Annotated in this window: 21 protein-coding genes and 1 tRNA gene; 20 read left to right on the top strand and 2 right to left on the bottom strand. The window is 71.6% G+C overall.

Annotation, left to right across the window (positions count from 1 at the left end):
• Positions 1–57 precede the first annotated feature (57 nt).
• The 6 genes from ACF1CT_RS22045 (at position 58) to ACF1CT_RS22020 (ending at position 5,569) form a co-directional block, all read left to right on the top strand.
• Entirely contained in the window at positions 58–861 is an 804-nt protein-coding gene (locus ACF1CT_RS22045) for a class E sortase (protein ID WP_391785609.1), read from the top strand.
• Positions 862–1,129: 268 nt separating this feature from the next.
• Positions 1,130–1,288: a DUF3311 domain-containing protein gene (locus ACF1CT_RS22040; RefSeq protein WP_391785746.1), complete on the top strand. Its 159-nt coding sequence runs from the start codon at positions 1,130–1,132 to the stop codon at positions 1,286–1,288.
• The gene (locus ACF1CT_RS22035; RefSeq protein ID WP_391785608.1) at positions 1,285–2,958 is read left to right on the top strand and encodes a sodium:solute symporter; all 1,674 of its coding nucleotides are present in this window, start codon (positions 1,285–1,287) and stop codon (positions 2,956–2,958) included. The genes ACF1CT_RS22040 and ACF1CT_RS22035 overlap by 4 nt, the downstream gene beginning before the upstream one ends.
• 166 nt (positions 2,959–3,124) lie before the next feature.
• Positions 3,125–3,469 carry a DUF6412 domain-containing protein gene (locus ACF1CT_RS22030; RefSeq protein WP_391785607.1) on the top strand — a complete coding sequence of 115 codons (345 nt, stop codon included), beginning with the start codon at positions 3,125–3,127 and terminating at the stop codon, positions 3,467–3,469.
• A gap of 285 nt (positions 3,470–3,754) precedes the next feature.
• Positions 3,755–4,525: a YidC/Oxa1 family membrane protein insertase gene (locus ACF1CT_RS22025; protein ID WP_391785606.1), complete on the top strand. Its 771-nt coding sequence runs from the start codon at positions 3,755–3,757 to the stop codon at positions 4,523–4,525.
• Positions 4,526–4,708: 183 nt separating this feature from the next.
• A complete protein-coding gene (locus ACF1CT_RS22020) occupies positions 4,709–5,569 on the top strand; it encodes a fumarylacetoacetate hydrolase family protein (RefSeq protein WP_391785605.1) in 861 nt (286 codons plus the stop codon).
• Between the two features lie 235 nt (positions 5,570–5,804).
• On the opposite strand, the gene ACF1CT_RS22015 is transcribed toward ACF1CT_RS22020, so the two are convergent.
• Complete coding sequence (locus tag ACF1CT_RS22015; RefSeq protein WP_391785604.1) at positions 5,805–7,064, bottom strand: Gfo/Idh/MocA family oxidoreductase; 1,260 nt, start codon at positions 7,062–7,064, stop codon at positions 5,805–5,807.
• 843 nt (positions 7,065–7,907) lie between these two features.
• Between ACF1CT_RS22015 and ACF1CT_RS22010 the strand changes: the two genes are divergently transcribed.
• The 11 genes from ACF1CT_RS22010 to ACF1CT_RS21960 all read left to right on the top strand — a co-directional run bounded on the left by ACF1CT_RS22010 (position 7,908) and on the right by ACF1CT_RS21960 (position 18,896).
• The gene (locus ACF1CT_RS22010) at positions 7,908–9,158 is read left to right on the top strand and encodes a hypothetical protein (protein ID WP_391785603.1); all 1,251 of its coding nucleotides are present in this window, start codon (positions 7,908–7,910) and stop codon (positions 9,156–9,158) included.
• Between the two features lie 95 nt (positions 9,159–9,253).
• On the top strand, positions 9,254–10,024 hold the full coding sequence (locus tag ACF1CT_RS22005; protein WP_391785745.1) for a GntR family transcriptional regulator: 771 nt from the start codon (positions 9,254–9,256) through the stop codon (positions 10,022–10,024).
• 251 nt (positions 10,025–10,275) lie between these two features.
• Positions 10,276–11,400 (top strand): TIGR03364 family FAD-dependent oxidoreductase, encoded by a 1,125-nt coding sequence (locus tag ACF1CT_RS22000; protein WP_391785602.1) that lies wholly within the window; start codon positions 10,276–10,278, stop codon positions 11,398–11,400.
• 68 nt (positions 11,401–11,468) lie between these two features.
• Complete coding sequence (locus tag ACF1CT_RS21995; protein WP_391785744.1) at positions 11,469–12,182, top strand: phosphonatase-like hydrolase; 714 nt, start codon at positions 11,469–11,471, stop codon at positions 12,180–12,182.
• Positions 12,179–13,453, top strand: coding sequence for an ABC transporter ATP-binding protein (locus ACF1CT_RS21990; protein WP_391785601.1), 1,275 nt, complete (start codon positions 12,179–12,181; stop codon positions 13,451–13,453). The genes ACF1CT_RS21995 and ACF1CT_RS21990 overlap by 4 nt, the downstream gene beginning before the upstream one ends.
• Positions 13,446–14,426: a 2-aminoethylphosphonate ABC transporter permease subunit gene (locus tag ACF1CT_RS21985; protein WP_391785600.1), complete on the top strand. Its 981-nt coding sequence runs from the start codon at positions 13,446–13,448 to the stop codon at positions 14,424–14,426. Before ACF1CT_RS21990 ends, ACF1CT_RS21985 begins: the two co-directional genes overlap by 8 nt.
• Positions 14,413–15,210 carry an ABC transporter permease gene (locus ACF1CT_RS21980; RefSeq protein WP_391785599.1) on the top strand — a complete coding sequence of 266 codons (798 nt, stop codon included), beginning with the start codon at positions 14,413–14,415 and terminating at the stop codon, positions 15,208–15,210. Before ACF1CT_RS21985 ends, ACF1CT_RS21980 begins: the two co-directional genes overlap by 14 nt.
• A gap of 157 nt (positions 15,211–15,367) precedes the next feature.
• On the top strand, positions 15,368–16,429 hold the full coding sequence (locus ACF1CT_RS21975) for a 2-aminoethylphosphonate ABC transporter substrate-binding protein (RefSeq protein ID WP_391785598.1): 1,062 nt from the start codon (positions 15,368–15,370) through the stop codon (positions 16,427–16,429).
• A 205-nt stretch (positions 16,430–16,634) separates the two neighbouring features.
• Positions 16,635–17,423, top strand: coding sequence for an HAD-IIA family hydrolase (locus tag ACF1CT_RS21970; RefSeq protein WP_376242679.1), 789 nt, complete (start codon positions 16,635–16,637; stop codon positions 17,421–17,423).
• 110 nt (positions 17,424–17,533) lie between these two features.
• On the top strand, positions 17,534–18,178 hold the full coding sequence (locus ACF1CT_RS21965) for a hypothetical protein (RefSeq protein WP_391785597.1): 645 nt from the start codon (positions 17,534–17,536) through the stop codon (positions 18,176–18,178).
• 82 nt (positions 18,179–18,260) lie between these two features.
• Positions 18,261–18,896 carry a class F sortase gene (locus ACF1CT_RS21960; protein WP_391785743.1) on the top strand — a complete coding sequence of 212 codons (636 nt, stop codon included), beginning with the start codon at positions 18,261–18,263 and terminating at the stop codon, positions 18,894–18,896.
• A gap of 646 nt (positions 18,897–19,542) precedes the next feature.
• Here ACF1CT_RS21960 and ACF1CT_RS21955 read toward each other — a convergent pair.
• Positions 19,543–19,616 (bottom strand) — tRNA-Lys (locus ACF1CT_RS21955).
• 184 nt (positions 19,617–19,800) lie between these two features.
• Between ACF1CT_RS21955 and ACF1CT_RS21950 the strand changes: the two genes are divergently transcribed.
• The 3 genes from ACF1CT_RS21950 (at position 19,801) to ACF1CT_RS21940 (ending at position 23,813) form a co-directional block, all read left to right on the top strand.
• Positions 19,801–21,198, top strand: coding sequence for a peptidoglycan-binding protein (locus tag ACF1CT_RS21950; RefSeq protein ID WP_391785596.1), 1,398 nt, complete (start codon positions 19,801–19,803; stop codon positions 21,196–21,198).
• A 10-nt stretch (positions 21,199–21,208) separates the two neighbouring features.
• The gene (locus ACF1CT_RS21945; protein ID WP_391785595.1) at positions 21,209–23,068 is read left to right on the top strand and encodes an SPFH domain-containing protein; all 1,860 of its coding nucleotides are present in this window, start codon (positions 21,209–21,211) and stop codon (positions 23,066–23,068) included.
• Between the two features lie 154 nt (positions 23,069–23,222).
• Entirely contained in the window at positions 23,223–23,813 is a 591-nt protein-coding gene (locus ACF1CT_RS21940) for a lytic polysaccharide monooxygenase (RefSeq protein ID WP_391785594.1), read from the top strand.
• Positions 23,814–24,051: the final 238 nt, after the last annotated feature.

The raw sequence follows: 24,051 nt of genomic DNA, 5'->3' as shown, positions 1-24,051 counted from the left end.
GACGGAGAGTTGTTCCGGCTCTGGAGAGTTACGGGGCGTGGCCCTATCGTGCGGGCCGTGCGGGAGCGGAGACCGGTGATTCCGGTGGTGGTGCGGCGGGACACGCGTGGACGCAGGGTCGTCGCACGCGCTCTGTGGACGGGCGCCGAGGCGGTGGTGACCCTCGGCGTCGTCCTGTTGTTGCTCGTTGTTCATCAGCTGTGGTGGACCAACCGGCAGGCGCGCGCCGATGCCGAGCACGAGGTACGTGCCCTGCGGAAGGTGTGGCAGGAGCCGGAGGGACGGGAAGGGCAGCAGGAGGAGGGGAAGGGGCGGGACGGCGCTGGGGCGGGGAGTGAGGGAGGGGGAAGCGGTGCGGTGGCCGCCGGGCGTGCGTCCTCGGACGGTGCCGGGTCCGCCGTGCCGCGTACGGACCGGGCGTACGCCGTCATCCGGATCCCCCGGGTCGGGCTGATCGCGCCGGTGGCCCAGGGGATCGGCAAGCACGACGTCCTCGACAAGGGGTACGTCGGCCACTACCCGGACACCGCGCAGCCCGGCCAGGTGGGCAACTTCGCGCTCGCCGGGCACCGCAACACGCACGGCGAGCCCTTCCGGTACATCAACCGGCTGCGCCGCGGCGACCGGATCGGCATCGAGACCCGGGACGCCGTGTACACGTACACCGTCGACCGGACGCTCGCGCAGACCAGTGCGTGGGACGGCGGTGTCATCGCGGCGGTCCCGCGCAGCGAGGTACGGCCCTCCGCCGGGTACGACGCGGTCGGGGCGTATGTGACGCTCACTACGTGCACGCCCGAATTCACCTCCCGGTACCGGCTCGTGGTGTGGGGGAGGCTCACCGGAGTGCGGGCACGGTAGCGGGGTGGCGGTGCGGCTCCCCAGCGCTGTGACCGGAAGGGGGCGCCGGGGGTTCGCGGCGTCCGGTGCGGTGCGTCGCACGGGGGAGCGTCACACGCGCAACCGGATGCGCGCGGGTGGTGCGGCAACGCGGCGTCCGGTGCGGCAACGCGGCGTCCGGACACGGCGTCCGGTGCGGTGCCGGGTGTCGTGGGCCGGTGAACCTCTCCGGGCACAGCACTGGCTAGGGTTCGCTGACGTGCTGAGACGACGTCCGCAGTTGTTGTGGTTGCTGGTTCCCTACGTGTTGTACCTGGGGGTGCTGCCATGGGTGAACCGGGTCCGTCCGGTGGTGCTCGGGCTGCCGTTCCTCTTCGTGTGGCTGCTCGGGGCAACCCTGCTGACCCCTGTCGCCGTATGGCTGACCAGGCGGGGTGATCGCCGGTGAACGCCGCGGTGGCGACCTCCGTCTTCGGGGTCTTCATGCTGATCACCGTCGCCCTCGGGCTGCTCGCGATGCGCGGACGGCGCACGGGGCGCGGGGAGGGCGGCGGGCTGGCGGAGTGGTCCGTGGGCGGGCGCAGCCTCGGGACCGTGTTCATCTGGGTGCTGATGGCGGGTGAGGGCTACACCAGTTTCAGCTACCTGGGCGCCGCGGGATGGGGGTACAACTACGGGGCGCCCGTGCTCTACGTGGTGGCCTACATGTCCTGCGGGTACGCCCTCGGCTACGTCGTCGGACCGATGCTCTGGGCGTACGCGCGCCGGCACGGGCTCGTCGGGATCACCGACATGGTGGCGCACCGTTTCGGCCGCCCCTGGCTCGGTGCGCTCGTCGCCGTCCTCGCGACCGTCTTCCTGCTGCCCTACATCCAGCTCCAGATCACCGGCATGGGCGTGGTCGTCTCGACCATCTCCTACGGTGCCATCGGCCTGAACTGGGCCTACTTCATCGCGTTCGCCGTCACCACCGGATTCGTCGTGGTGAGCGGTCTGCGCGGCAGCGCGTGGGTGTCCGTGCTCAAGGACGTGCTGGTGATCGCCACACTCGGTTTCCTGGCGTTCTACGTGCCGCTGCACTACTTCGACGGGTACGGGCCGTTCCTGGACCGGCTCGTCACCGAGAAGAGCGAGTGGCTGACCTTCCCCGGACACGGGGACAGCGGGCTCGGCCAGGCGTGGTTCATCACCACCTCGTTCCTCAACTCCCTCACCGTGGTGATCTTCCCCACGACCGTCGCCGGCTACCTCGGTGCGAGGAACGCGGACGTGCTGCGCCGGAACGCGATGCTGCTGCCCGCCTACAACGTGCTGCTCTTCGTGCCGATGCTGCTGGGCATGGCGGCCCTCTTCGTCGTGCCGGGGCTTGTCGGCGCCGACTCCAACCTGGCGCTCTTCAAGCTTGTCGTGGACTCGCTGCCGGCCTGGGCGGTCGGGGTCATCGGAGTGGCGGCGGCACTGTCGTCGATCGTGCCGATGGCCGTGTTCATGCTCGTCATCGGCACGATGTGGGGGCGCAGCGTGCTGTCGCTGGTGCCTCGGTGGGAGCAGCGGCAGAAGGGCGCCGCGCAGGTGGTGGTCGTGGTCGCGGGGGCCCTGGCCCTGGTGCTCACGTACACCGCGCCCAACACCCTGGTGCGGCTCTCCCTCATCTCGTACGAGGGGATGGCGCAACTGCTTCCCATGGTGCTGCTGGGGTTGGTGTGGCGGCGGCTGTCGATGGTCGGGGCGCTGAGCGGACTGGTCGTGGGAGTCGGGACGGTGTGCGGGTTCGTGTTCACGGAGAACGATCCGGTGTGGGGGATGAACGCGGGCATCGTGGCGCTGGGCGCCAACCTCGCCGTCGCGCTCGCCGTCACGTACGCGGGCCCGCGCGAGCGCGACGACCGGCCGGACGACGAGGTGCTCGCCCGGGACGAGATCCATGAGATCGATGAGATCGACGGGGGTGATGAGGTCGACGGGACCGACGGGACCGACGGGACCGACGGGCTCGGTGCGGGTGCGGCGTCCCGTGCGGTGTCCGGTACGGGTACGGCGCCCGGTGCGGCGGTGTCCGGCCGGGGGGACGGGCGAGCGGTGGGAGGGGCGGGGGACGGGACCGGGGCCCACGCGTGATCGAAGGCCGGAACGGTGGCGCTGTCGGACCCGTCGTGTATAACGGCTGGAGCAGTGAAACGTGCGTGTGCGCGAATGTCGTGGACGCGTACGGCGTTCGTGGGTGCCGTCGTGCGCGGCCGGCCCGCCGACGCCACCGACCGTGCGTCGAGGAGGGGAGGGCCCGATGAGTGGTGACACACGCCGTTCGCTCGACGGACTCACCCGGCTGCTCCGTCCCGTCGGACTGCTGCTCCTCGTCATCACCGAGCTCTTCACCGAGATCCTGCTCGCCGAGGGCGGCAGCCTCTCCGCCGCCGTCGCCCTCGCCGCGACCGCGGCGGCCGGTTCCGCATTGGTCGCCGCCGCGGTCATCAGCGCACGCTGTGCGACTCCGGTGCCCCGTACCCGCGTCCGTACGGCGATACGCGATCGGGAGAAACGCACCGCGTTCCTGCCGCAGCGGGACCCGGACGCCAAGGGCCGCAGACGCCCCCGAGCGCCCGGTCACGCCCTGATGACGACCGCCTAGGGGCCTGTCCTCGTCTGTTCCGCCCTGGTCCGACTCGTGCGCTCCGTACGGTCCGCGCCGCTCAGTGTGCTCTGTGTGTTCCCTGTGCTCTGTGCGGTCCGCGCGTTCCGTGCGCCCGTGTGCTTCGTACGGTCCGCGCCGCTCCGTGCGCCCGAGCGTCCGTGCGCCCGAGCGCTCTGGCGTGCGGCAGTTGCGCGTACCCCGGCAGTGGGTGTCCCTCGCGGTTCGTCATACCGAGTTCGTTTCTCACCCCTGGCACGACGAGAACCCTCGGAGGGCTCACCGATGTCCGTCTTCATGTCCGCGTTCGCCGCCCTGGTCGGCGCGCTGGCCGATGTGCTGCATCCGCTTTTCCAGACCGCTTCCACCGCCGCCGCGATCGTGCTGTTCACGGCACTCGTGCGGCTCGCCGTGCACCCCCTGTCGCGGGCCGCGGCGCGTGGGCAGAAGGCCCGTACCCGTCTCCAGCCGCAGATCGCCGAGCTGCGCAGGAAGCACGGCAAGGACCCCGAGCGCATGCAACGGGCGCTGATGGACCTGCACAAGGAGGAGAAGGTCTCGCCGCTGTCCGGTTGTCTGCCGAGCCTGCTCCAGATGCCCGCCTTCTTCCTCCTGTACCACCTGTTCTCCAGCCGGACGATCGGCGACGGTCCCAACGAACTGCTCGGCCACCAACTGTTCGACGCCCCGCTCGGCGAGCGCTGGCACAACGCGCTCGCGCACGGCGGGCTCTTCGGGGCGCAGGGACTTGTCTACCTCGGACTGTTCGCGATCGTCGCCGCCGTGGCCACGTTCAATTTCCGGCGTACGAAGCGGCAGATGGCCGCAAACCCCGTCACCCCGGCCACCGGCCCCGACGGCCAACCGGTTCCGGGCATGGGAGCGATGACGAAGCTGATGCCGTTGATGTCGTTCGCCACCCTCTTCACCATCTCCGTCGTGCCGCTGGCCGCCGCCCTGTACGTCGTCACCAGCACCACCTGGACCGCGGTCGAGCGGGCTGTCCTCTACCGCGATGTGCCTGCCGCGGGCGTCGCCGCCGCCACGTCGATGTGACGTCGTCAGCGTGATGGCGGGGAACGAGAGGACGAGGGGCGGGGGACGGGGGTGCTCGGGGCCTGCGGTCCAGTGGATGAACAGGGACTTGCGGAGTGATCGGATGTCTTGGACGATCGGACAAGCCTGCGATGGCCGCCACCCATTCGTCGGGCCCGATCTCGACCAAGGGGAGAAAGACCGTTGAAGCTGCTTCGTGTGGGTACGGCCGGTGCGGAACGACCGGCCCTGCTGGACGAGGACGGAACCCTGCGCGATCTGTCGGGGGTCGTCGCCGACATCGACGGCGCACTGCTCGCCGACGCGTCCGCGCTCGCCAGGGTGCGGGCCGCGTCGGCAGCGTCGGGAGAGCTGCCGGTCCTCGACGCCGAGGGGGTGCGTACCGGGCCGCCGCTCGCCCGTATCGGCAAGATCGTGTGCGTCGGGCTGAACTATCACGACCACGCCGCCGAGACCGGCGCGGAGATTCCCACCGAACCGATCCTGTTCCTCAAGGCGCCGGACACCGTCGTCGGGCCCGACGACCCGGTCCTGGTGCCGCGCGGCAGCGCCAGGACCGACTGGGAGGTCGAGCTCGCCGTCGTCATCGGGCGTACCGCCCGCTATCTGGAGTCCGCCGAGGACGGGCTCGCACACGTCGCCGGGTACGCGATCGCGCACGACGTCTCGGAGCGCGAGTTCCAGATCGAACGCGGCGGCACCTGGGACAAGGGGAAGAACTGCGAGACGTTCAACCCGCTGGGGCCGTGGCTGGTGACGGCGGACGAGATCCCCGATCCGCAGGCACTCGCGCTGCGGCTCAGGGTCAACGGCGAACTGAAGCAGGACGGGACGACCGCCGACCAGATCTTCCCGGTGGGCGAGGTGGTCCGCTACATCAGCCACTTCATGACGCTGTACCCGGGCGACGTGATCAACACGGGGACCCCGGCGGGCGTCGCTCTCGGACGGCCCGAACCCCAGCCGTATCTGAGGGCGGGGGACGTCGTGGAGCTGGAGATCCAGGGACTGGGACGGCAGCGGCAGGAGCTGAAGGACGCCTGAGCGCGGCCGTCGACCGTCGAACCCGTCAGGTTTCTGTCAGGACCCCGTCAGGCCCAGCCAGAGGCCGGTGGGGTCCCGGCAGGCTCTGATGGGCTCTGGTGAGGTCCTGGTGGGCTCTGGTGAGGTCTTGGTGGGCTCTGGTGTCCCGGTGGGCTTTGGCGGAGTCCATACATCGGAGGGGTGGGTGGCGAGCGCGGGTGCGCCTCCCACCCCTTCCGCGCGTCGTGTTCCACCGTCAGCCGGTGCGTTCGTGCTTCCCGGCATCGAGGGACGGGTCCGGGGACGGGTCAGGGGACGGGTCAGGGGACGGGTCCGCGGTGGGCAGGGGGACTGCGACGCCCTCACGGGCCGAACGCCGGGCGGCCTCCAGCACGTCCAGGGCCGCGGCGGCCTGCAGGGCGGTCACCGGATTGTCGCCCCGGCCGCGCAGCGCGGCGGTGACCGCCGCGTAGTACGCGCGGTAGTCGCCCGGCACGGTGGGGACCGGGGCTCCACCACCCGTCAGCGGGGACTCGCCGGAACCGATCCGGCCCCACAGCTCCTGCGGCTCCTCGCCCCACGGCCGGTCGCCGCTCTGCCCGGGGCGCATGCCCGCGCGCAGAGCGGCCTCCTGCGGGTCGAGGCCGTACTTCACATAGCCCGCGGTCGAACCGAGCACCCGGAAGCGCGGGCCCAGCTGGGCCGCGGTGGCGCTGGCGTACAGGTGCGAGCGGACCCCGTTCGCATGGGTGAGCGCGAGAAACGTGTCGTCGTCGGCGGCGGTACCCGGGCGGCGCACATCGGACTCCGCGTACACCCGTACCACCGGCCCGAACAGCACCAGCGCCTGGTCGACGACGTGACTGCCCAGGTCGTACAGCAGCCCGCCGATCTCCCGGGGGTCACCCGACTCGCGCCAGCCGCCCTTCGGCTGCGGGCGCCACCGCTCGAAACGGGACTCGAAGCGTTGTACGGTGCCCAGCTCGCCGTCCGCGAGCAATCGGGCGAGAGTAAGGAAGTCGTTGTCCCACCGGCGGTTCTGGAAGACCGAGAGCAGCAAGCCGCGTCCGTGCGCGAGCGCCGCGAGGTCCCGCGCTTCGGCGGCCGTACCGGCGAGGGGCTTGTCCACGACGACCGGCAGACCGGCCTCGATCGCGGCGGTGGCGATCGGGACGTGGCTCCTGTTCGGTGACGCGATCACGATCAGGTCGAGTTCGTCAGCCCGCTCCCACAGCTCCTGCGGCGACGCGGCGAAGCGCACGGCGGGGAACTCGGCGCGTGCCTGCGCCCGCCGCTCCTCGTTCGAGGTGACGACCGTGTCGAGGACGAGGCCCTCGGTCGCGGCGATCAGCGGGGCGTGGAACACGGACCCCGCCAGGCCGTAGCCGACGAGCCCGACACGCAGGTCGGACCCGCTGCGCGCGGCGGAGGGGGCACGAAGGCCGGACCGGGCGGGAGGGGCGGGCGGGGAGATCTCGAACGTCGACGGTGCGTCGTGGGGCGGGTTGCCAGTCATGCACGCCACTTAAGCAACGGCGTTGCGGATGTGCGAGAGCGGGGCGGGGGGAGGGCGGGCGAGCGGCGCGGACGGGGGGTGCGCGGGTGGTGGACGGGTGAGGACGGGCGCGGACTGGAGGAGGGCTGGAGGAGGGCTGGAGGGCGGGGGAGGTCGTATCGGGAGCGGGGCGCGGGGCTGGGCCGATCGGACGATTCCCGGCGGCCGACCGGGTGCGTCCGTGGCATGCCGACGCCGGTCGCCTCGCGCGTGCGTGGCAGTGTCACGGCTCGGAACCGGCGAACTCCGGCGCGCAACAGGGCCGGGCGGGTGCTGAAGATCTTGGCCGGGCCCGCGGCAGCCGACGCGCACAGCTCCGGCGCCTTGTAGCTGTACGCGTCGGCCGCCGCTCCAGGTCCGGCCAAGATCTTCAACGTTCGCCCGGCCCGTCGGGACTTGGCCCTCCGGCGGGACCCGGCCCTCCGGTGGGACCCGGTCGACCTGCCGGGGTGCTCGGCCGCCCTGCGGAGGTGCTCGGCCCGGAGCGCCGAGTGGGCGGCGGGGGATGTCGGCCGTCCGGTGAGCAGTGAAGGTGAACCCCGTATGTCCCACAAGCCGAGCCCGTCCGCCGAGCCGCCAGCCAGGTTCTCCGCCGAGCCTTCAGCCAAACTCTCCGCCGAGCCGCCAGCCAGGTTCTCCGCCGAGCCCTCCGTTCCGTCTTTCGGATACGGGTTCCTGGCCGGTTCCGGGCCTAACGGAGCGGCAGATGCCCCTGTGCGCCTTCCCGCGCCGCCTCCTCCCGGGCCTGCTGCGCACGCGGCCCCGCACGCCGGGCGGAAGCGGCACGGGCTGGCGCTCGGGCTGGTGGCCGCGAGCGTGGTCCCCGCCGTCCTCGGCGGCGCGTCCGTCGCCCGTGCCGTCGACGCGTCGACGGCCGCCGCGGTCGCGGAACCGGGCCTCCCCAGCGCCGACCGGCAGGCCGACTGCGGGGAGCCGAAGACGAAAGAGTTCCCGATCAGGACCCGCATCCACGGCGGGCCGGACACCTATGCCTCCGGCGGCGGCTACGGAACCTGGTTCCTGGACCTGACCAACACCACGGACGAGACCTGCCGGGCCATCCACCCGGTTCTCGTTCTCGTCGACGCGGAACGGAAGCTGACCGCCGAACAGATCCAGTTGGTGTTCTCCGAGGAGAGCCGGCCCGATGTGGAGCACCGCGTCGCCTGGGAGACCACGGACCAGGATGAGCACATCGGTGTCTTCGGCGGTGATGACGACGGTGGTGCCGACTCCTTCGACGGCTTCACCGTTCCTGCGGGCCGCACCGTCACCGTCCGGGTCCGGATGGCCTTCACCTCCGACACCGGACCGGGGAGGATCACCGCCGGGGCGGCGATCGTCCAGCGATTGCCGGCGCCCGACAACGGGAGGGGAGCGGACGACGGGGCCTGGGTCGGGGAGTCCGACGACTATTCGTTCGCCGTCGTCGGCGACGGCGAGAGCGAGAGCGAGAACGACGGCGAGAGCGAGAACGACGGCGGCGAGACCGGAACCGAAACGGCTGACACGGCGGACACGGTGAACACGGCGGACACGGTGAACAGGGCGGACGCGGCGGACACGGGTGACGTCGGTGATTCCGACCGAGTCGATCGCCCGCTTCCGGATCGCCTTCTTCCGGATGGGCCTCTTCCGGACCCGTCCCGTTCCGCCTCCGTTCGACCCAGTGCGCCTGCGGCCACCGGTGACACCTCGCGCCCGGTCGTGCCCGGCCGCCCACCGACGACGGAAGCAGAAGAAACGGTGCCGGTGCCCGAGCAGGTACCGGAGACGAAACCGGAGACGAAACCGGAGACGAAACCGGAGACGAAACCGGTGCCGGTGCCGGAGACGGAGGTGGAAACGGAGGTGGAAACGGTGCCGGTGCCGGAGGCGAAACCGGAGCCGGTGCCGGAGCGGAAGCCCGGGTCGGAGTCGGGGCATGCCCTTCCCGAACTGGCCGCGACCGGCCCATCCGGCCTGCCGCACCCGTGTATCACCGTTGCCGGGTTTCTGCTCGGTGGTGGAGCCGCGGTCGTCTGGTCCCGCCGCGTGCGGCGTTCCCGCCCCTGAATTCCGAGGTGCCCGTCCTCCGGGCCCCGAGGCGTCCGTCCCCGCGTGTTCATGTACGTCAGCATGTGTTCATGTCCGTCTGCCACCATCCCGGCGTGGACTACCCGCACGACCAGACACCTGGCGCCCCCATCCGCTCCGGAATCCCGGAGCACGGCCGAATTCCCAAGTACTACGCGGTCAAAGCGCGTGTATCCCTCCTCGTGGAGGAGCTGGGAGAGGGCGGCATGCTGCCCACCGAACGTGATCTCGCCGAGCGCTACGAGGTCTCGCGCGAGACGGTGCGCCAGGCACTGCGCGAACTCCTGCTGGAAGGGCGGCTCGCCCGGCAGGGGCGCGGCACCGTCGTCGCGGGCCCCAAGCTGGAACAGCCGCTCTCGCTGGCCAGCTACACGGAGGGTGTGCGGCGTCAGGGCCGTACCCCCGGTCGTCACCTCATCGGACTTGAGCGGTTCCCGTGCTCCGAGGCGCTGGCCGCCGAGATCGGGGTGGGGCGCGGCGAACCGGTCTGGCACCTGGAACGCGTACTGCTCGCCGACGACGACCGGGTCGGCCTGGAGAGCACATACGTGTCCGTAGCCCGACTGCCGCACCTGGACACGGAGTTCGACCCCGACTCGTCCTTCTACGCCTATTTGCGCGACCGGCTGGGGATCGCGTTCGGTGACGCGGACGAGCGGATCGAAACCGTACTCGCGACGCCGCGCGAGGCGCTGCTCATCGGTACGCCGCCCGCCCTGCCCATGCTGCTGATGCACCGGGTCTCGCGCGACACGGCCGGGGCGCCGCTGGAGCGGGTACGCACGCTCTTCCGCGGGGACCGTTTCTCCTTCACCACGCACCTCGGCGCCCAGGACGGACACTGAGGCGACGCATCCGGACAACAGCCCGTCACGACGCATCCGGACAGCGGCCCGGCACCGCGGCCCGTCACGACGGCTCGGCACCGCGGGCCGTCACGACAGCCCGGCATAGCGGCCCGGCGCGACGATGTCCGGGGCCAGGTTCCGAAAGGTAACGAAGAGATAACGGGTCTAGGCCAAGCTTGGGGCCCAGTTCACCATCCCGTTGCCGTGCCGATCCTTAGGGGTCATCGACTCCGACGAGCGTAGCCGTCGTGAGAGTCATCGTCGTAGGAGCCGGCGTGGTGGGAACCATGCACGCCTGGCACGCAGTGAACCGCGGCCACGAGGTCGTACAGATCGAGCGCGAGAGCGAGGCGCGCGGGGCATCGCTCCGCAATTTCGGACAGATTTGGGTCAGCGGCCGGGCCGGCGGCGAGGAGCTGGAGACCGCGCTCCGCGCCCGTGAACTGTGGGAGGGCATCGGGGCCCGGGTGCCCGACCTCGGGTTCCGGCCCTGCGGCTCGCTCACCCCGATTCGTACCGAGCTGGAGATCGCCGTCGCCGAGGCGGCCGTCGCCCGCCCCGACGCGGCGGCGCGCGGTTACAAGCTGCTCACCGTCGATGAGGCCCGCGCGGTCAACCCCGCGCTCCGCGGTGACTTCGCCGCCGCCCTGTGGTGCGAGCGGGATGCCGCCGTCGAGCCGCGCACCGCCCAGTTGGCCCTGAAGCGCGCGCTGCTGGAATCCGGCCGGTACACCTTCCTCGGCGGGCGCGAGGTCCGCGAGGTCGTGGGTACCGCCTCCGTCCGCGACGACCACGGCGACGTGCACACCGGTGACGCCGTGATCCTGGCCACCGGTGCCTGGCTCGGCGGACTCGTCCGGGAGCTGGCCGGCCCCGACCTGCCGGTCCGCCGTGTTCGCCTCCAGATGATGCAGACCGACCCGCTCGGCGAGCGGCTCACCACCTCCGTCGCCGACGCCGACAGCTTCCGCTACTACCCGGCGTACCGGAGCGACGCGCTGGACGCGCTGAACGCCGGACAGGCACAGGCGCCCACCGCCGCGGCGCACCGGATGCAGCTGCTGATGGTGCAGCGTCGCGACGGCGGACTGACCATCGGCGACACCCACGAGTACGAGCATCCCTTCGCCTTCGACACCGTCGAGGAGCCGTACGAACACCTCACCGGTGTCGTCGAGTCCTTCCTCGGGCGACCGCTGCCGAGGATCCGCCACCGCTGGGCCGGTGTGTACGCCCAGTGCACCGACACCAGTCGGGTCGTCCACCGCCAGCAGGTGCGGGACGGCGTCTGGCTGGTCACCGGGCCGGGCGGCCGGGGCATGACGTGCTCGCCCGCCATCGCCGAAACGACCGCCGACGAACTGGGCTGGTGAAGAAGTTGACCCCGCAGACCCCGCAGACCCCGCAGACCCCGCAGACCTCTCAGACTCCGGAGGCCCCGGTGGCCACTCAAGCTCCGATCCCGCAGACCCCCCTCAACCTGGTCGTCCTCGATATGGCCGGCACCACCGTCGCCGACGGCGGCCTCGTCGAGCAGGCGTTCTCCGCCGCCGCCGAGCGTCTCGGAGTGGAGCCCGGTTCCGCCGACCACGCCGAGAAGCTCGACTACGTACGCGCCACCATGGGCGAGTCCAAGATCTCCGTCTTCCGCCACCTCTTCGGTGACGAGGACCGAGCCCAGCAGGCCAACACCGCTTTCGAGGTGGCCTACGGCGAGCTCGTCGACGGGGGCAGGATCGCCCCGGTCCCCGGCGCCCGCGAGGCCATCGAGCGGCTGCGCGCCGAGGGGCGGACCGTGGTCCTGTCCACCGGCTTCGCCCGTACCACGCAGGACGCCATCCTGGCCGCGCTCGGCTGGCAGGACCTGGTCGACCTGACCCTGTGTCCGGCCGACGCGGGCGGGCGCGGTCGCCCCTATCCCGACATGGTCCTTGCCGCGTTCCTTCGCACCGGCGCCGTCGACGGCGTCCGGCAGGTAGTCGTCGCGGGGGACACCTCGTACGACATGCTCAGCGGCGTGCGTGCCGGGGCCGGCATCGTCGCGGGCGTGCGCACCGGCGCCCACGACACGGACCAGCTGGCCCGTCACGGCGCCACCCACGTGCTCGCTTCCGTCGCCGAACTCCCGGACCTGATCGCGCGGGCAGAGGCATGACGAGCGGAGCCACGGCGACGGACGTGACGCCGGCCGACGCCACGGAGGACGGGCGGGCGCCGGGTCCGGACCGGTCCGTCGGCGTCGGCACGGGTGCCCGCAGCGGCATCAGATTCGACCGGGTCAGCGTCGCGTACGGCGGGAACACCGTTCTCGCCGGGCTCGACCTGACCGTCGAACCCGGCGAGGTCATGGCCCTGCTCGGACCCTCCGGATCCGGCAAGACCACCGCCCTGCGTGCCGTCGCCGGGTTCGTCCGGCCCGCCTCGGGCCGGGTGTACATCGGCGACCGCGACGTCACCGCGCTGCCGCCGCACAAGCGCGGCATCGGCATGGTCGTCCAGCAGTACGCCCTCTTCCCGCACATGCGGGTCCAGGACAACGTCGCCTTCGGCCTCAAGGCCCGCAAGGCCGCCAAGGCGGAGATCCCCGAGCGGGTCGCCGAGGCCCTCGCACTCGTCGGCATGTCCGCGTACGCCACCCGATACCCGCGCGAACTGTCCGGCGGTCAGCAGCAGCGCGTCGCCATCGCCCGGGCACTCGCCATCCGCCCCGACGTCCTGCTGCTCGATGAACCGCTCTCCGCGCTCGACGCGCAGCTGCGTTCCGGGATGCTCGCCGAACTGGCCCGGCTGCACCGGGAACTGCCCGACGTCTCCATCCTGTACGTCACCCACGACCAGGTGGAGGCGCTCACCCTCGCCGACCGGATCGCGGTCATGGACAAGGCCCGGCTCCAGGACTGCGGCACCCCGCAGGATCTGTACCGACGCCCGCGCACGGAGTTCACCGCCTCGTTCGTCGGCAACGCCAACCTCCTGCCCGTCACCGTCACCGACGTCACCCATGCCACCGACGTCACCGGTACAGGCCCGGGAACCGGCACCGGCTCGGGTACAGGCCCGGGAACCGGCACCGGCACAGGCACAGGAACCGGCGTCGGCGGGGTCGACTTCGCCGGCCGGACCCTCGACGTACCGACCGGCGACGCGGTCCGCGGCGCCACCGCCACCCTGTGCGTCCGCCCGCACCTGGTCGGGCTCGGCGACGGCCCCAACGCGCTGAACGGCACCATCGTCGAGGTCCAGTGGCGTGGCTCCACCCACCGCCTGTACGTCGACGTCGACGGGCACCGGATCAAGGCGGACCTGCGCGAACTGCGCGAGACCCCCGCGCTCGGCGACAGGGTCACCCTGCACTTCGCGCCCGAGGACGCGGTGCTGCTGCCCGCGGGCACGGTCCAGGGAACCGAGGGAGAGTCCCATGGCTAGCGCCGCGACCGCGGACCTCCGCACCGGGCCTTCCGCGTCCGCCGACGGTGCCCGCACCGATTCGGGGACCGGCCGCCCCAGCCGTCCCGGCAGCCCCGGGCGCCTCGGGCGGACGGGCGGCGGTCGGGGGCGGCGCGAGGCCGGGACGCCGAGGGGCATCCCCCGCTTCGTCTGGGCGCTGCCGCCCGTCGCCGTGCTCGCCCTCGTCTTCCTCTACCCGCTGGCCCTCGTCGTCCAGCAGTCCGTCAGCCCGGACACGGGCGGCACCTCGCTCGCCCCGTACGGCGACGTGTTCGCCTCCGAGGCGTTCCGCTCGGCGCTGACGACCACCGTCTGGCTGGCGGTCGCCTCGACGGCCGGATGCCTGGTGCTGGGCTTCGTGCTGGCCGTGGTCATCGCGTTCGTGCCGTTTCCCGGCGGCAGGGCGGTCGCCCGGTTCATCGATGTCTTCCTCTCCTTCCCGTCGTTCCTGATCACGCTCGCGCTCCTGTTCATCTACGGCAGCGTCGGCATGGCCAACGGCGTCTGGACGGACGTCACCGGGGCGTCGAGCGGCCCCTTCGACTTCCTCACCACCCCGTGGGGCGTGCTGCTCGCCGAGATCACGTACTTCACCCCGTTCGTCATGCGTCCGCTGCTCGCCGCGTTCTCGCAACTGGACAGCGCGCAGCTGGAGGTGGCGTCCTCGCTGGGTGCGAAGCCGGCCCGGATCGTGCGGCAGGTGATCCTCCCCGAGGCGCTCCCCGCGCTCGCCGCTGGAGGCAGCCTCGTCCTCGTGATGTGCCTGAACGAGTTCGGCATCGTCCTGTTCACCGGCGCCAAGGGTGTCACGACGCTGCCGATGCTCGTCTACAGCAAGGCGATCCTGGAGTCCGACTACCCGGCCGCCTGTGTCGTCGCCGTCGTCAACATCGCGATCTCCGTAGGTCTCTACAGTCTGTATCGGATGGTGAGCCGCCGTGTTGGTGCATAGCCGTACGGGGAAGTGGGCCACCTGGGCCGTGTTCTTCGTGCTCTTCGTCCCGCTGTTCGCGCTGCCGCTGCTGGTCATCCTCGCCGCGTCGTTCGCCACCAACTGGTCCGGCGCCTTCCCCTCGGGGCCGACCGGCCGCCACTACACGGCCGCGACCAGCGGAGACTCCCTCCAGGCCCTGACCACCAGCCTGGTCACCGCAGTCGCCGCCAGCGTGCTCGCCCTGACCATCGGGTCCTGGGCCGCGCTCGCCGCCGCCTCGCTGCGCAGCCGGGGCAGGAGGCTGCTGGACGCGCTGTTCATGCTGCCGGTCGCCGTGCCGTCCGTCGTCGTGGGCCTCGCCGTGCTGGTGGCGTTCAGCAAGCCGCCGATGCTGCTCAACGGCACGCGCTGGATCGTGATCCTGGCGCACACCATTCTTGTCACGGCGTTTGCCTATTCGTCGGTTTCGGCGGCAATAGTGCGTCTCGACCCGATGTACGAACAGGCGGCGGCCAGTCTCGGCGCCCGTCCCTCGTACGTCCTGTGGCGCATCAAGCTGCCGCTCCTGCTGCCGTCCCTCACGGCGTCCGCGGGACTCTGCTTCGCGCTGTCCATGGGCGAGTTGAGCGCCACGATGATGCTCTACCCGCCGGACTGGACGCCCCTGCCGGTGCAGATCTTCGCGGCCACCGACCGCGGTTCGCTCTTCACCGGCGCGGCCGTCGCCGTGGTCCTGATGGGAACGACGCTGCTCGTGCTGCTCGGCGTCTCCCGCATCCGGACCAGGGCCTCGTACCGCTGACGTCCCGCCCGTCGCGCCCCGTCGGCACCCCCTGTCGCACGGCCGACATCCCCGTCACCACCGTCGGTGTACCCCCGATTCACACCGGCATCGACACCGACACCCCCGTACCGACTCCGGCCGGCTCCCCGGCCGACTTCCAGGAGATCCGACTGCCATGCGCAAGAGCCACCTCAAGCCGATAGCCGCCGTCACCGGCGCCCTCGCCCTCGCCGCCACCCTCTCCGCGTGCGGCGGCTCCTCCGCCGCCTCCGACGAGAAGGTGGTCACCGTCTACAGCGCCGACGGCCTCAAGGGCGAGAACGGCGACGGCTGGTACGACAAGGTCTTCAAGGACTTCGAGAAGAAGACCGGCATCAAGGTCAAGTACGTGGAGGGCGGCTCCGGCGAGATGGTCCAGCGCGCCGTCCGCGAGAAGTCCAACACCCAGGCCGACGTGCTGATCACCCTGCCGCCGTTCATCCAGCAGGCCGACAGCAAGGGCCTGCTGACCGCGTACGCGCCGGAGGGCGCGGACAAGGTCGACGGCGCCGACAAGGCGGCCGATTCGAAGTGGACCTCGGTCGTCAACAACTACTTCGGCTTCATCTACAACAAGAAGGAACTGAAGTCGGCGCCCACCACCTGGGAGGGACTGCTCGACGGCACGTTCAAGAACAAGATCCAGTACTCCACCCCCGGGGTCGCCGGCGACGGCACGGCCGTGCTCATCAAGGCCATGCACGACTTCGGCGGCAAGGAACCGGCGATGGAGTACCTGAAGAAGCTCCAGGCCAACAACGTCGGCCCGTCCGCGTCCACCGGCAAGCTCGCGCCCAAGGTCGACAAGGGCGAGTTGCACGTCGCCAACGGTGATGTGCAGATGAACTTCGCCCAGTCCAAGGACATGCCGAACCTCGGCATCTGGTTCCCCGCGAAGCAGGGCGGCAAGCCCACCACGTTCGCCCTGCCGTACGCGGCCGGACTCGTCGACAAGGCCCCGCACAGCGACAACGGCAAGAAGCTGCTCGACTTCATGCTCTCCGAGCAGGCCCAGAAGGACGTCAGCGCGGTCGGCGGCGGCTTCGCCGCCCGCAAGGACGTGGAGGCCACCGACGCCAACGCCGTCGCGCTCACCGAGCTGATGGAGGGCGTGGAGGTCTTCCAGCCCGACTGGTCGGACATCGGCACCAACCTGGAGACCTACGTCGGCGCCTGGAAGTCGGCCACCGGGAGCTGATACCGCCCGCCGGTCCGTCCGACGGTCCACCCCGCCCGCCGACCCGTTTCCCGGTTCGCCCGCCCGCCGGTCGGACGGCGGTTGGAGCGGCGGGCGGGACGAAACCGGAGCTCTTGAACACACGCTCTAAAATCGGGGGCGTCGGCGCTGCACAACGCGGTGCCGCCGGCGTCCCCGCACACGGCGTACGGCAGGAGTTCCACACATGGCAGAGCGCAAGCCGATCTCATCCTGGCTCACCGACATGGACGGAGTCCTGATCCACGAGGGGACCCCGATCCCCGGGGCGGACGCCTTCATCAAGCGGCTGCGGGACTCGGGGATGCCCTTCCTGGTCCTCACGAACAACTCGATCTACACCGCCCGCGACCTGCACGCCCGCCTCGACCGCATGGGCCTGGACGTGCCCGTGCAGAACATCTGGACCTCCGCGCTGGCCACCGCCCAGTTCCTGGACGACCAGCGGCCGGGCGGTACGGCGTACGTCATCGGCGAGGCCGGGCTGACCACCGCCCTGCACGACATCGGCTACGTCCTCACCGACCACGAGCCGGACTACGTGGTCCTCGGCGAGACCCGCACGTACAGCTTCGAGGCGCTCACCAAGGCGATCCGGCTGATCAACGGCGGTGCCCGCTTCATCTGCACCAACCCGGACGAGACCGGCCCGTCCGCCGAGGGGCCGCTGCCCGCCACCGGGTCCGTCGCCGCCCTGATCACCAAGGCGACCGGCAAGGCCCCGTACTTCGCGGGCAAGCCCAACCCGCTGATGATGCGCACCGGACTGAACGCGATCGGCGCGCACTCCGAGTCCAGTGCCATGATCGGTGACCGGATGGACACCGACGTCCTGGCCGGTCTGGAGGCCGGTATGCAGACCTTCCTGGTCCTCACCGGTCTCACCACGGTGGCCGACATCGACAAGTACCCCTTCCGGCCGTCCACGGTCGTGGACTCCATCGCCGACCTCGTCGACCTCGTCGACAAGGCCTGACCCCGGCGGGACACCGGCCGGGAGGGGCACCGCCCGGAGCCCCTCCCGGCCCCCGCTGCGGATGCGGAACGCCGGAGCAGGCGCGAACCTTTCATCTGAGGAGGTTCACGATGCGTTCCATATCCCTCACGCTCTGTTCCGTCGCGGTCGTCGCGGCGACTCTGACACCGTCCCCCGCCGCCCTTGCCGAATCCGGCCCCGGTGCCGGCTCCAGTACCGGTACGGGTTCCGGCTCCAGCACTGGTACGGGTTCCGGTACAAGCTCCGGCACGGGCTCCGATCCGGACCGGGGAGCGGGCTCCCGCAGTTCCCTCTCCGTCACTCCGCCCTCCGCGGCCCCGGGGGGTGAGATCACCCTCCGGCTGGACGGTTGCGAGGGCGAGGGGGCCACGGGCAGCTCCGACGCCCTCGCCTCCGAGGCGCGTTTCGCGTCCGCCTCCGACGGCGGGCTCGTCGCCCGGGCCCGGATCGGTTCCGACGCCTCACCGGGTGACCACGAGATCCGGGCCGTCTGCGCCGACGGCACCGGGGGCAGGATCTCCGGCACGGTCACGGTCGTCGACCGTGACGCGGCAACCCCGCTCGCCCCGGTCCGCGCGGGAGGCGGCGGCACCGCCGCCCTCACCGACCAGGAAGCCCGGCAGAGCGGCCCCGGCGCCGCGCATGCCATGTTCGGCCTGGCCCTGGCCGCCGTCGCGATCGTCGCCGTCGCGTTCCGCGGCACCGCGCGCCGTCGCCGTCCGGCAGCGGACTGACGTGCCCACCCCCGACCGCCCGACGAGTGCCGCGCCCCCGTCCCCGCCGCCCCCCGCCGACCACGGCCGATTGCTCGCCGGAGTGGCCTGGGCCGTTCTGCTGCTGGGCCTGTGGCTGTGGGGCCGGGACATCGCCGACGGCACCGGCGCCAGTTCCGCCCCCACGACCGGTGACATCGCGGCAGTGGGCCGCCCCCTGGGTGTTCCGCTGCCCCCGCCGCACGACCCGATCACGGGCGTCGCGCCGCGGCGGATCGAGATCCCGTCGATCGGCGTCGCGGCGCCCGTGGTCGTCCGCGGTCTGGACACGGACGGTGCGATCGAATCCCCGCCGTTCGACCAGCCCCGGACGGTCGGCTGGTACGGCGACGGCACCGAGCCCGGGGCGAAGGGCCCTGCCCTCTTCGTCGGCCACGTCGACACCGAGACCAGGCCTGCCGTCTTCTACGGGCTGAGCGCGACCCGCCCCGGTGCCAAGATCCAGGTGATCCGGGTCGACGGCAGCGTCGCCGAGTTCACCGTCGACGACGTCCAGGTCATCACCCGGGAACGCTTCGACGCCGACAAGGCCTACGGCTCCCGCGGCCGCGGTCGCGCGGAACTCCGCCTGATCACCTGCGGCGGCACCTACGACCGGTCGTCCCACTCCTACGACGCCAACGTGGTCGTCTCCGCCTACCTGACCGGCGAGAAGTCCGGGACACGCGCAGGATCCTGATTCCGGCGGCGACGGATCCGGATTCCGACGGTGATGACCGACATCGACCATCACCGAACGCCACGGAATGATGACACTCTGTGGCGGTCGGTGGTGGGGTGCGTGGGAGCCGCGTCGGGGATCGGTGCGCAACTCGGCGCCGCGAGGGACCGGTTCGACGCCGACGCCGGAGAGAAGCCGATCACGGGGCGCAGTTGACGAGCTCTCCCGGGGCTCTCGCCGAAAGCCCTCCCCGTGCCGCCGGAGGATCACCCCCATGCGCCCCGCACATCCTCGGTATCCCGTAATGTCCTGCGCATCCCGCACGCACTCCGAGGTCAGCGCGGCTGTCATGCGAAGGAGTCCGTCCACGGGGCGGCGGCCCCGCTCGGCCCGGCGGGCAACCGGAACGCCCCTCTCCCTGCCTCCAACTGTGGCGCGTATGGGTGCGGTTGGGCGATGAAGGCGTGGCGCGGTCCTGATCACGGTGCCGGTCGCGGCGCCGGGCGGATCGGCCGGCCCGGCGCCGATCACGGGGATGGGGCGGCGCGTTGCCGGTCGTCCGCGCCATGTCCGGCCCCTTGGGGGAGGCGTGCGGCGATATGCGGGCGTGGTACGCGAACGAACAAGACCCCCTCACGCTTGGTGAGGGGGTCTTGACTCTGCGTGCGCCGCCAGGGACTCGAACCCCGGACCCGCTGATTAAGAGTCAGCTGCTCTAACCAACTGAGCTAGCGGCGCCTGCTGACCTGGAGAACTCTACCCGAAGGTGGAGTGTGCTCCTGACCATTTCCCGCCCGTCACGGCCTGTCGGATGGTCGTTTCTTAACTTCTATCCGTCAAAATGCGACATGTCATAAGGGTTGAGACACTGACGCCCGTACAGATGCGGCCAAAGATCTTGACGAATGCGGAGGGGAATCGCATGACTGTGCCGGCTTTCGAGGAGTACGTGCCTGCCGTCGACTGCGCCTGTGTGGGGTGCGCCGCACGGCGGAGGGCGGCGGCCGGGTCATTGCCCGTGCGGGACGGAGGCCATCCGGCCGCCCACGGGGCGCGCCGTGTGCTGGTGCTGGCCACGGCGGCCGGCGTGGTGCTGAGCACCGGGGTGGCCGAGGCGATCGAGGTGCCGGGCGACCGGGCGGCGGAGTCGGCCGGATCCGCCCGCCCGGACGAGGTGACGGCGTCGGTGGCCGCGCCGGAGCCGACGACCCCCGCCGAGGAGGGAGCCTCGCTCGACCGGGACGAGGCGGATCCGGACAGTCCGCAGGGTGCGCCGGGCCCGGTGCGGGGCACCGGGGCCGCGGGCCCGGCGTCGTCCACGAGCACCACGCCCGAACTGCGCAGGACCACCCGGACCGCGATCATCAACCGGGCCAAGAAGTGGGTCTCCGCGCAGGTGCCGTACAGCATGACGAAGTACTGGTCCGACGGGTACCGGCAGGACTGCTCCGGTTTCGTGTCGATGGCCTGGAACCTGCCGAGCAACGAGTGGACGGGCAGCCTCGCCCGGTACGGCACCCGGATCGCGCGCAAGGACCTGCAGCCCGGCGACATCCTGCTGTTCCACAATCCGGCCGACCCGTCCAAGGGCTCGCACGTCACGATCTTCGGCGGCTGGACCGACTACACGCACACCCATTACACGGCGTACGAGCAGACGAAGCCGCACACCCGCAGACAGACGACGCCCATGGCGTACTGGTCCCACTCCGGCGACTACGTCGCGTACCGCTACAAGGGACTCGACGGCGGCGGCAGCGGTGGCAGTGGCGGCAGCGGTTCGTCGACGGCGTTCCCGGGTGCCTCGAAGTTCGGCTCCGGAGCCGACAACGCGCATGTCACCCGGCTCGGACAGATGCTCGTGGAACGGGGTGGCAGGAGCTTCTACACGGTGGGGCCGGGCCCGGTCTGGGGCGACGCGGACCGGAAGGCCACCCAGGCGTTCCAGAAGGCCCAGGGCTGGAAGGGGAAGGAGGCGGACGGCATCCCGGGGCCCGACACCTGGCGCCTCCTGACCGGCGGTACCGGCCGCGACATCTCCGCCGCGGGCGCCGGCGGGGGCAACGGCGGGTCGAACTCGAATTCGGAGTTCCCCGGGCGGGGGCTTTTCCGGCCCGGTCAGTCCAACAGCCATGTCGAGCGGCTCGGCAGGCAGTTGGTGAAGAAGGGGTACGGCGCGTACTACCTGTCGGGCCCGGGGCCCCGGTGGACCGAGGCGGACCGGCGCAACGTCGAGGCCTTCCAGCGGGCCCAGGGCTGGCGGGGCGCGTCGGCCGACGGATACCCGGGGCCGGAGACCTGGCGGCGGCTCTTCGCGTGAGGAGACGGACATGACGGAGGCGGGAATGGGTTCCACGGTGCCGGACAGTTCCGGAACGCCGGAATGCGAGAGGGGCGGGAGAGAACGGGAGATGGCGCGGATGCGGGACGGGACCCCGGCGGACGGGACTCCGGCGGACGGACGGGGCGCGAACCGGAACGAGGGGAGCGGCGGTGGCTTCGGCCCGGACCGGAACCCGGTGCCGGGAGTGGAGAGCGGACAGGTCGACGGTCATGACGGAAGGCATGACGGCGGGCCGGACGACGGTCGTAACGGGAGGCAGGACGGGAGGCAGGACGGCGGGCCGGACGCCGTGGTCGATCTCGTACTGGACCTGGTCCCGGGCGAGGACACGGGCACCGCACTCGGCGCGACCTCCGTGTCGGTCCCGGTCGGCGGCGCCCCGCCCGGCCGGGCCCGCGCGGCGGACGGGGCGCCCGTCGGGGGGCCTGCGACGGACGCCGCGTTCGTGCCGGGCACGCCGGTGCCCGCCGCGGTCGGTCACCGCACGGGGCACGCTGCCGACCTCCCGCACCCGTCGACGATCCCGCTGCCGTCGTCGCCGCTGCCGTCCCCCTCCCGGCGTCGCGGCACCATCGGCCGGGGCCCCGGCGGTACCGAAGGGCCCGGCGGCGTCGGGCGCACCGGTATCCCTGCCGAAGGGCCCGGCGGTGTCGGGCGGACCGGCATCCCTGCCGATCGGCCCGGTAGCGGCGGCGTCGGGCGGACCGGCATCCCTGCGGCGGGAGCCGGTGGGCGGCGCATGGTCATCGGCCGCGGGGGAGCCGCGTCCATCCCCGTGCACCTGCTCTTCCGTGAGGACTCCGGGGGCGCCGACACCGCGACGTTTCCCGGAGACGGGCTGCGACGGGGCGGTCGTGGGCCGGGGACCGAGGCGGGGACGCGGCGACCGCCCGTACCGAGAGGGTCGCAGGTGCGGCCCCCCACCCGACCGGCGCCGCTCGGCGACCCGCGGCTCGCCGAGCGCTCGGGGCCCGCGCTGCCCGGCTGGGCTGCGCTGTTCACCGGGCTGACCGGATCGGCCGCCTCCGGGGCCGTCCTCTGGTGGATCGGGGCGTTCCCCGTCCCCGTGCTCACCCTGCTCGGCATCGGCTCGCGGCCCTACGAGGGCGTCGGCCCCGTCGCCTGGGCGGCACTGGCCGTGCTCGCGACGCTGGTGCTCTTCGCGCTGGGCGGACTGAGCCGCGGACGTGTCGGGTACGCCTGGGTGCTTACCCTCTTCGGCGAGTACCGGGGGACCGTGCGGCGGACCGGCCTCATGTGGATCAGCCCGTTGCTGCTGCGCCGCCGGGTCGACGTACGCCTGCGGCACTGGCGCAGCGAGCCGCTCCCCGCCGTCGATGCCAACGGCACGGCACTGCGTGTCGTCGTTCTCGTGGTGTGGCGGATCGAGGACACCGCGCGGGCGGTGCTCGGGGTCGCGGACCACGAGACGTACCTGCGCGAGCAGGTCGAGGCGGCGATGGCCCGGGTTCTCTCGCAACTGCCCGCCGACGCCTTCCACGAGGACACGCACACCCTGCGCAACGCGGAGGCCGTCGGGGACGCGCTGACCCGGATGCTGAAGGCGGACTGCGTGCCCGTCGGCATCGAGGTGTACTCGGCGCAGCCGACCGGGATCGAGTACGCGCCGGAGGTCGCCGCGGCCATGCAGCGCCGTCGGATCGCCGCCATCGACGCCAAGCACCGTGACAGTGTCCTGACTTCGGTGGTTGACGCGGTGGACGACACGGTCAACCGGTTGACCGAACGGGGCATTGTGGAACTCGACGACTATGAACGAAAGGCGCTGGTCAAGGACTTGACGGTGGCGTTCTACACGGGTCGCGGCGGCGGGGAGGGAGCCTGACGGGTTCCGGGGGCCACGAGTGGGGGGAGCGGAATCGAACTCTCATTGGTCTGGACATGTTCATTTCCCGTCAATAATCTAGACCTTGGTCTAGACCGCAGTACGCGCGCAGCAGGCTCATGGAACCTCCCCCCGTTCTTGAGGAGCGACAGCAATGCGTAAAAGGGCAAGTGCGGCCGTAGTCGGCCTGGCGATCGCCGGCGTCTCGATGTTCGCGACGAGCAGCGCCAGCAGCCACGGCTACACCGACAACCCGATCAGCCGTCAGAAGCTCTGTGCCAACGGCACGGTGACGGGATGCGGCAACATCCAGTGGGAGCCGCAGAGTGTCGAGGGCCCGAAGGGCTTCCCGGCGGCGGGCCCCGCCGACGGCAAGATCTGCTCCGGTGGTCACGGCGAGTTCGCCCAGCTCGACGACCCGCGCGGCGGCAACTGGCCCGCCACCAATGTGACGGCCGGTCAGGGCTTCAGCTTCCGCTGGCAGTTCACCGCCCGCCACGCGACCTCCGACTTCCGTTACTACATCACCAAGGACGGCTGGGACTCCACCAAGCCGCTCACCAGGGCCGACCTGGAGCCGCAGCCCTTCATGACGGTGCCCTACGGCGGCAAGCAGCCCCCGGCGACCCTGACTCAGCAGGGCACCATCCCCACCCAGAAGACCGGCAAGCACATCATCCTGAGCGTCTGGAACGTCGCCGACACGGCGAACGCGTTCTACGCCTGCTCCGACGTGAAGTTCTGACCCGTAGCGGGTCGATGTGCGCGCCCCTCGTGGGGCAGCGGGCGGCGGGTGGCGGGCGGCGGACCGCACCCGGTGCCGTCCGAGGTCACGGTCCGGGCGTACGGACATGATGGGCGGGGGGGGGGGGCCCCCCCCCCGGGCCCCCCCCCCCCCCCCGCCGCGCGCCCCCCGCGCCCCCCCCCCGCCCCCCCCCGGGGAACACCCCCCAGCCGCGCCGAACGTCCACGACCCAGCCGGC

Source organism: Streptomyces sp. NPDC014734, from assembly GCF_043083325.1.
Taxonomy (GTDB): Bacteria; Actinomycetota; Actinomycetes; order Streptomycetales; family Streptomycetaceae; genus Streptomyces.
The sequence above is the reverse complement of the archived record's forward strand: the minus strand, read 5'-3'. Positions and strand labels throughout refer to the sequence as shown.

Excerpts from the sequence above, each read along its gene's own strand:
- ACF1CT_RS22030 (WP_391785607.1), top strand. The coding sequence starts at position 3,125 with ATGAGTGGTGACACACGCCGTTCGCTCGACGGACTCACCCGGCTGCTC.
- ACF1CT_RS22025 (WP_391785606.1), top strand. The coding sequence starts at position 3,755 with ATGTCCGTCTTCATGTCCGCGTTCGCCGCCCTGGTCGGCGCGCTGGCC.
- ACF1CT_RS22015 (WP_391785604.1), bottom strand. The coding sequence starts at position 7,064 with ATGACTGGCAACCCGCCCCACGACGCACCGTCGACGTTCGAGATCTCC.
- ACF1CT_RS21990 (WP_391785601.1), top strand. The coding sequence starts at position 12,179 with ATGACGAGCGGAGCCACGGCGACGGACGTGACGCCGGCCGACGCCACG.
- ACF1CT_RS21985 (WP_391785600.1), top strand. The coding sequence starts at position 13,446 with ATGGCTAGCGCCGCGACCGCGGACCTCCGCACCGGGCCTTCCGCGTCC.
- ACF1CT_RS21975 (WP_391785598.1), top strand. The coding sequence starts at position 15,368 with ATGCGCAAGAGCCACCTCAAGCCGATAGCCGCCGTCACCGGCGCCCTC.
- ACF1CT_RS21970 (WP_376242679.1), top strand. The coding sequence starts at position 16,635 with ATGGCAGAGCGCAAGCCGATCTCATCCTGGCTCACCGACATGGACGGA.
- ACF1CT_RS21965 (WP_391785597.1), top strand. The coding sequence starts at position 17,534 with ATGCGTTCCATATCCCTCACGCTCTGTTCCGTCGCGGTCGTCGCGGCG.
- ACF1CT_RS21950 (WP_391785596.1), top strand. The coding sequence starts at position 19,801 with ATGACTGTGCCGGCTTTCGAGGAGTACGTGCCTGCCGTCGACTGCGCC.
- ACF1CT_RS21945 (WP_391785595.1), top strand. The coding sequence starts at position 21,209 with ATGACGGAGGCGGGAATGGGTTCCACGGTGCCGGACAGTTCCGGAACG.
- ACF1CT_RS21940 (WP_391785594.1), top strand. The coding sequence starts at position 23,223 with ATGCGTAAAAGGGCAAGTGCGGCCGTAGTCGGCCTGGCGATCGCCGGC.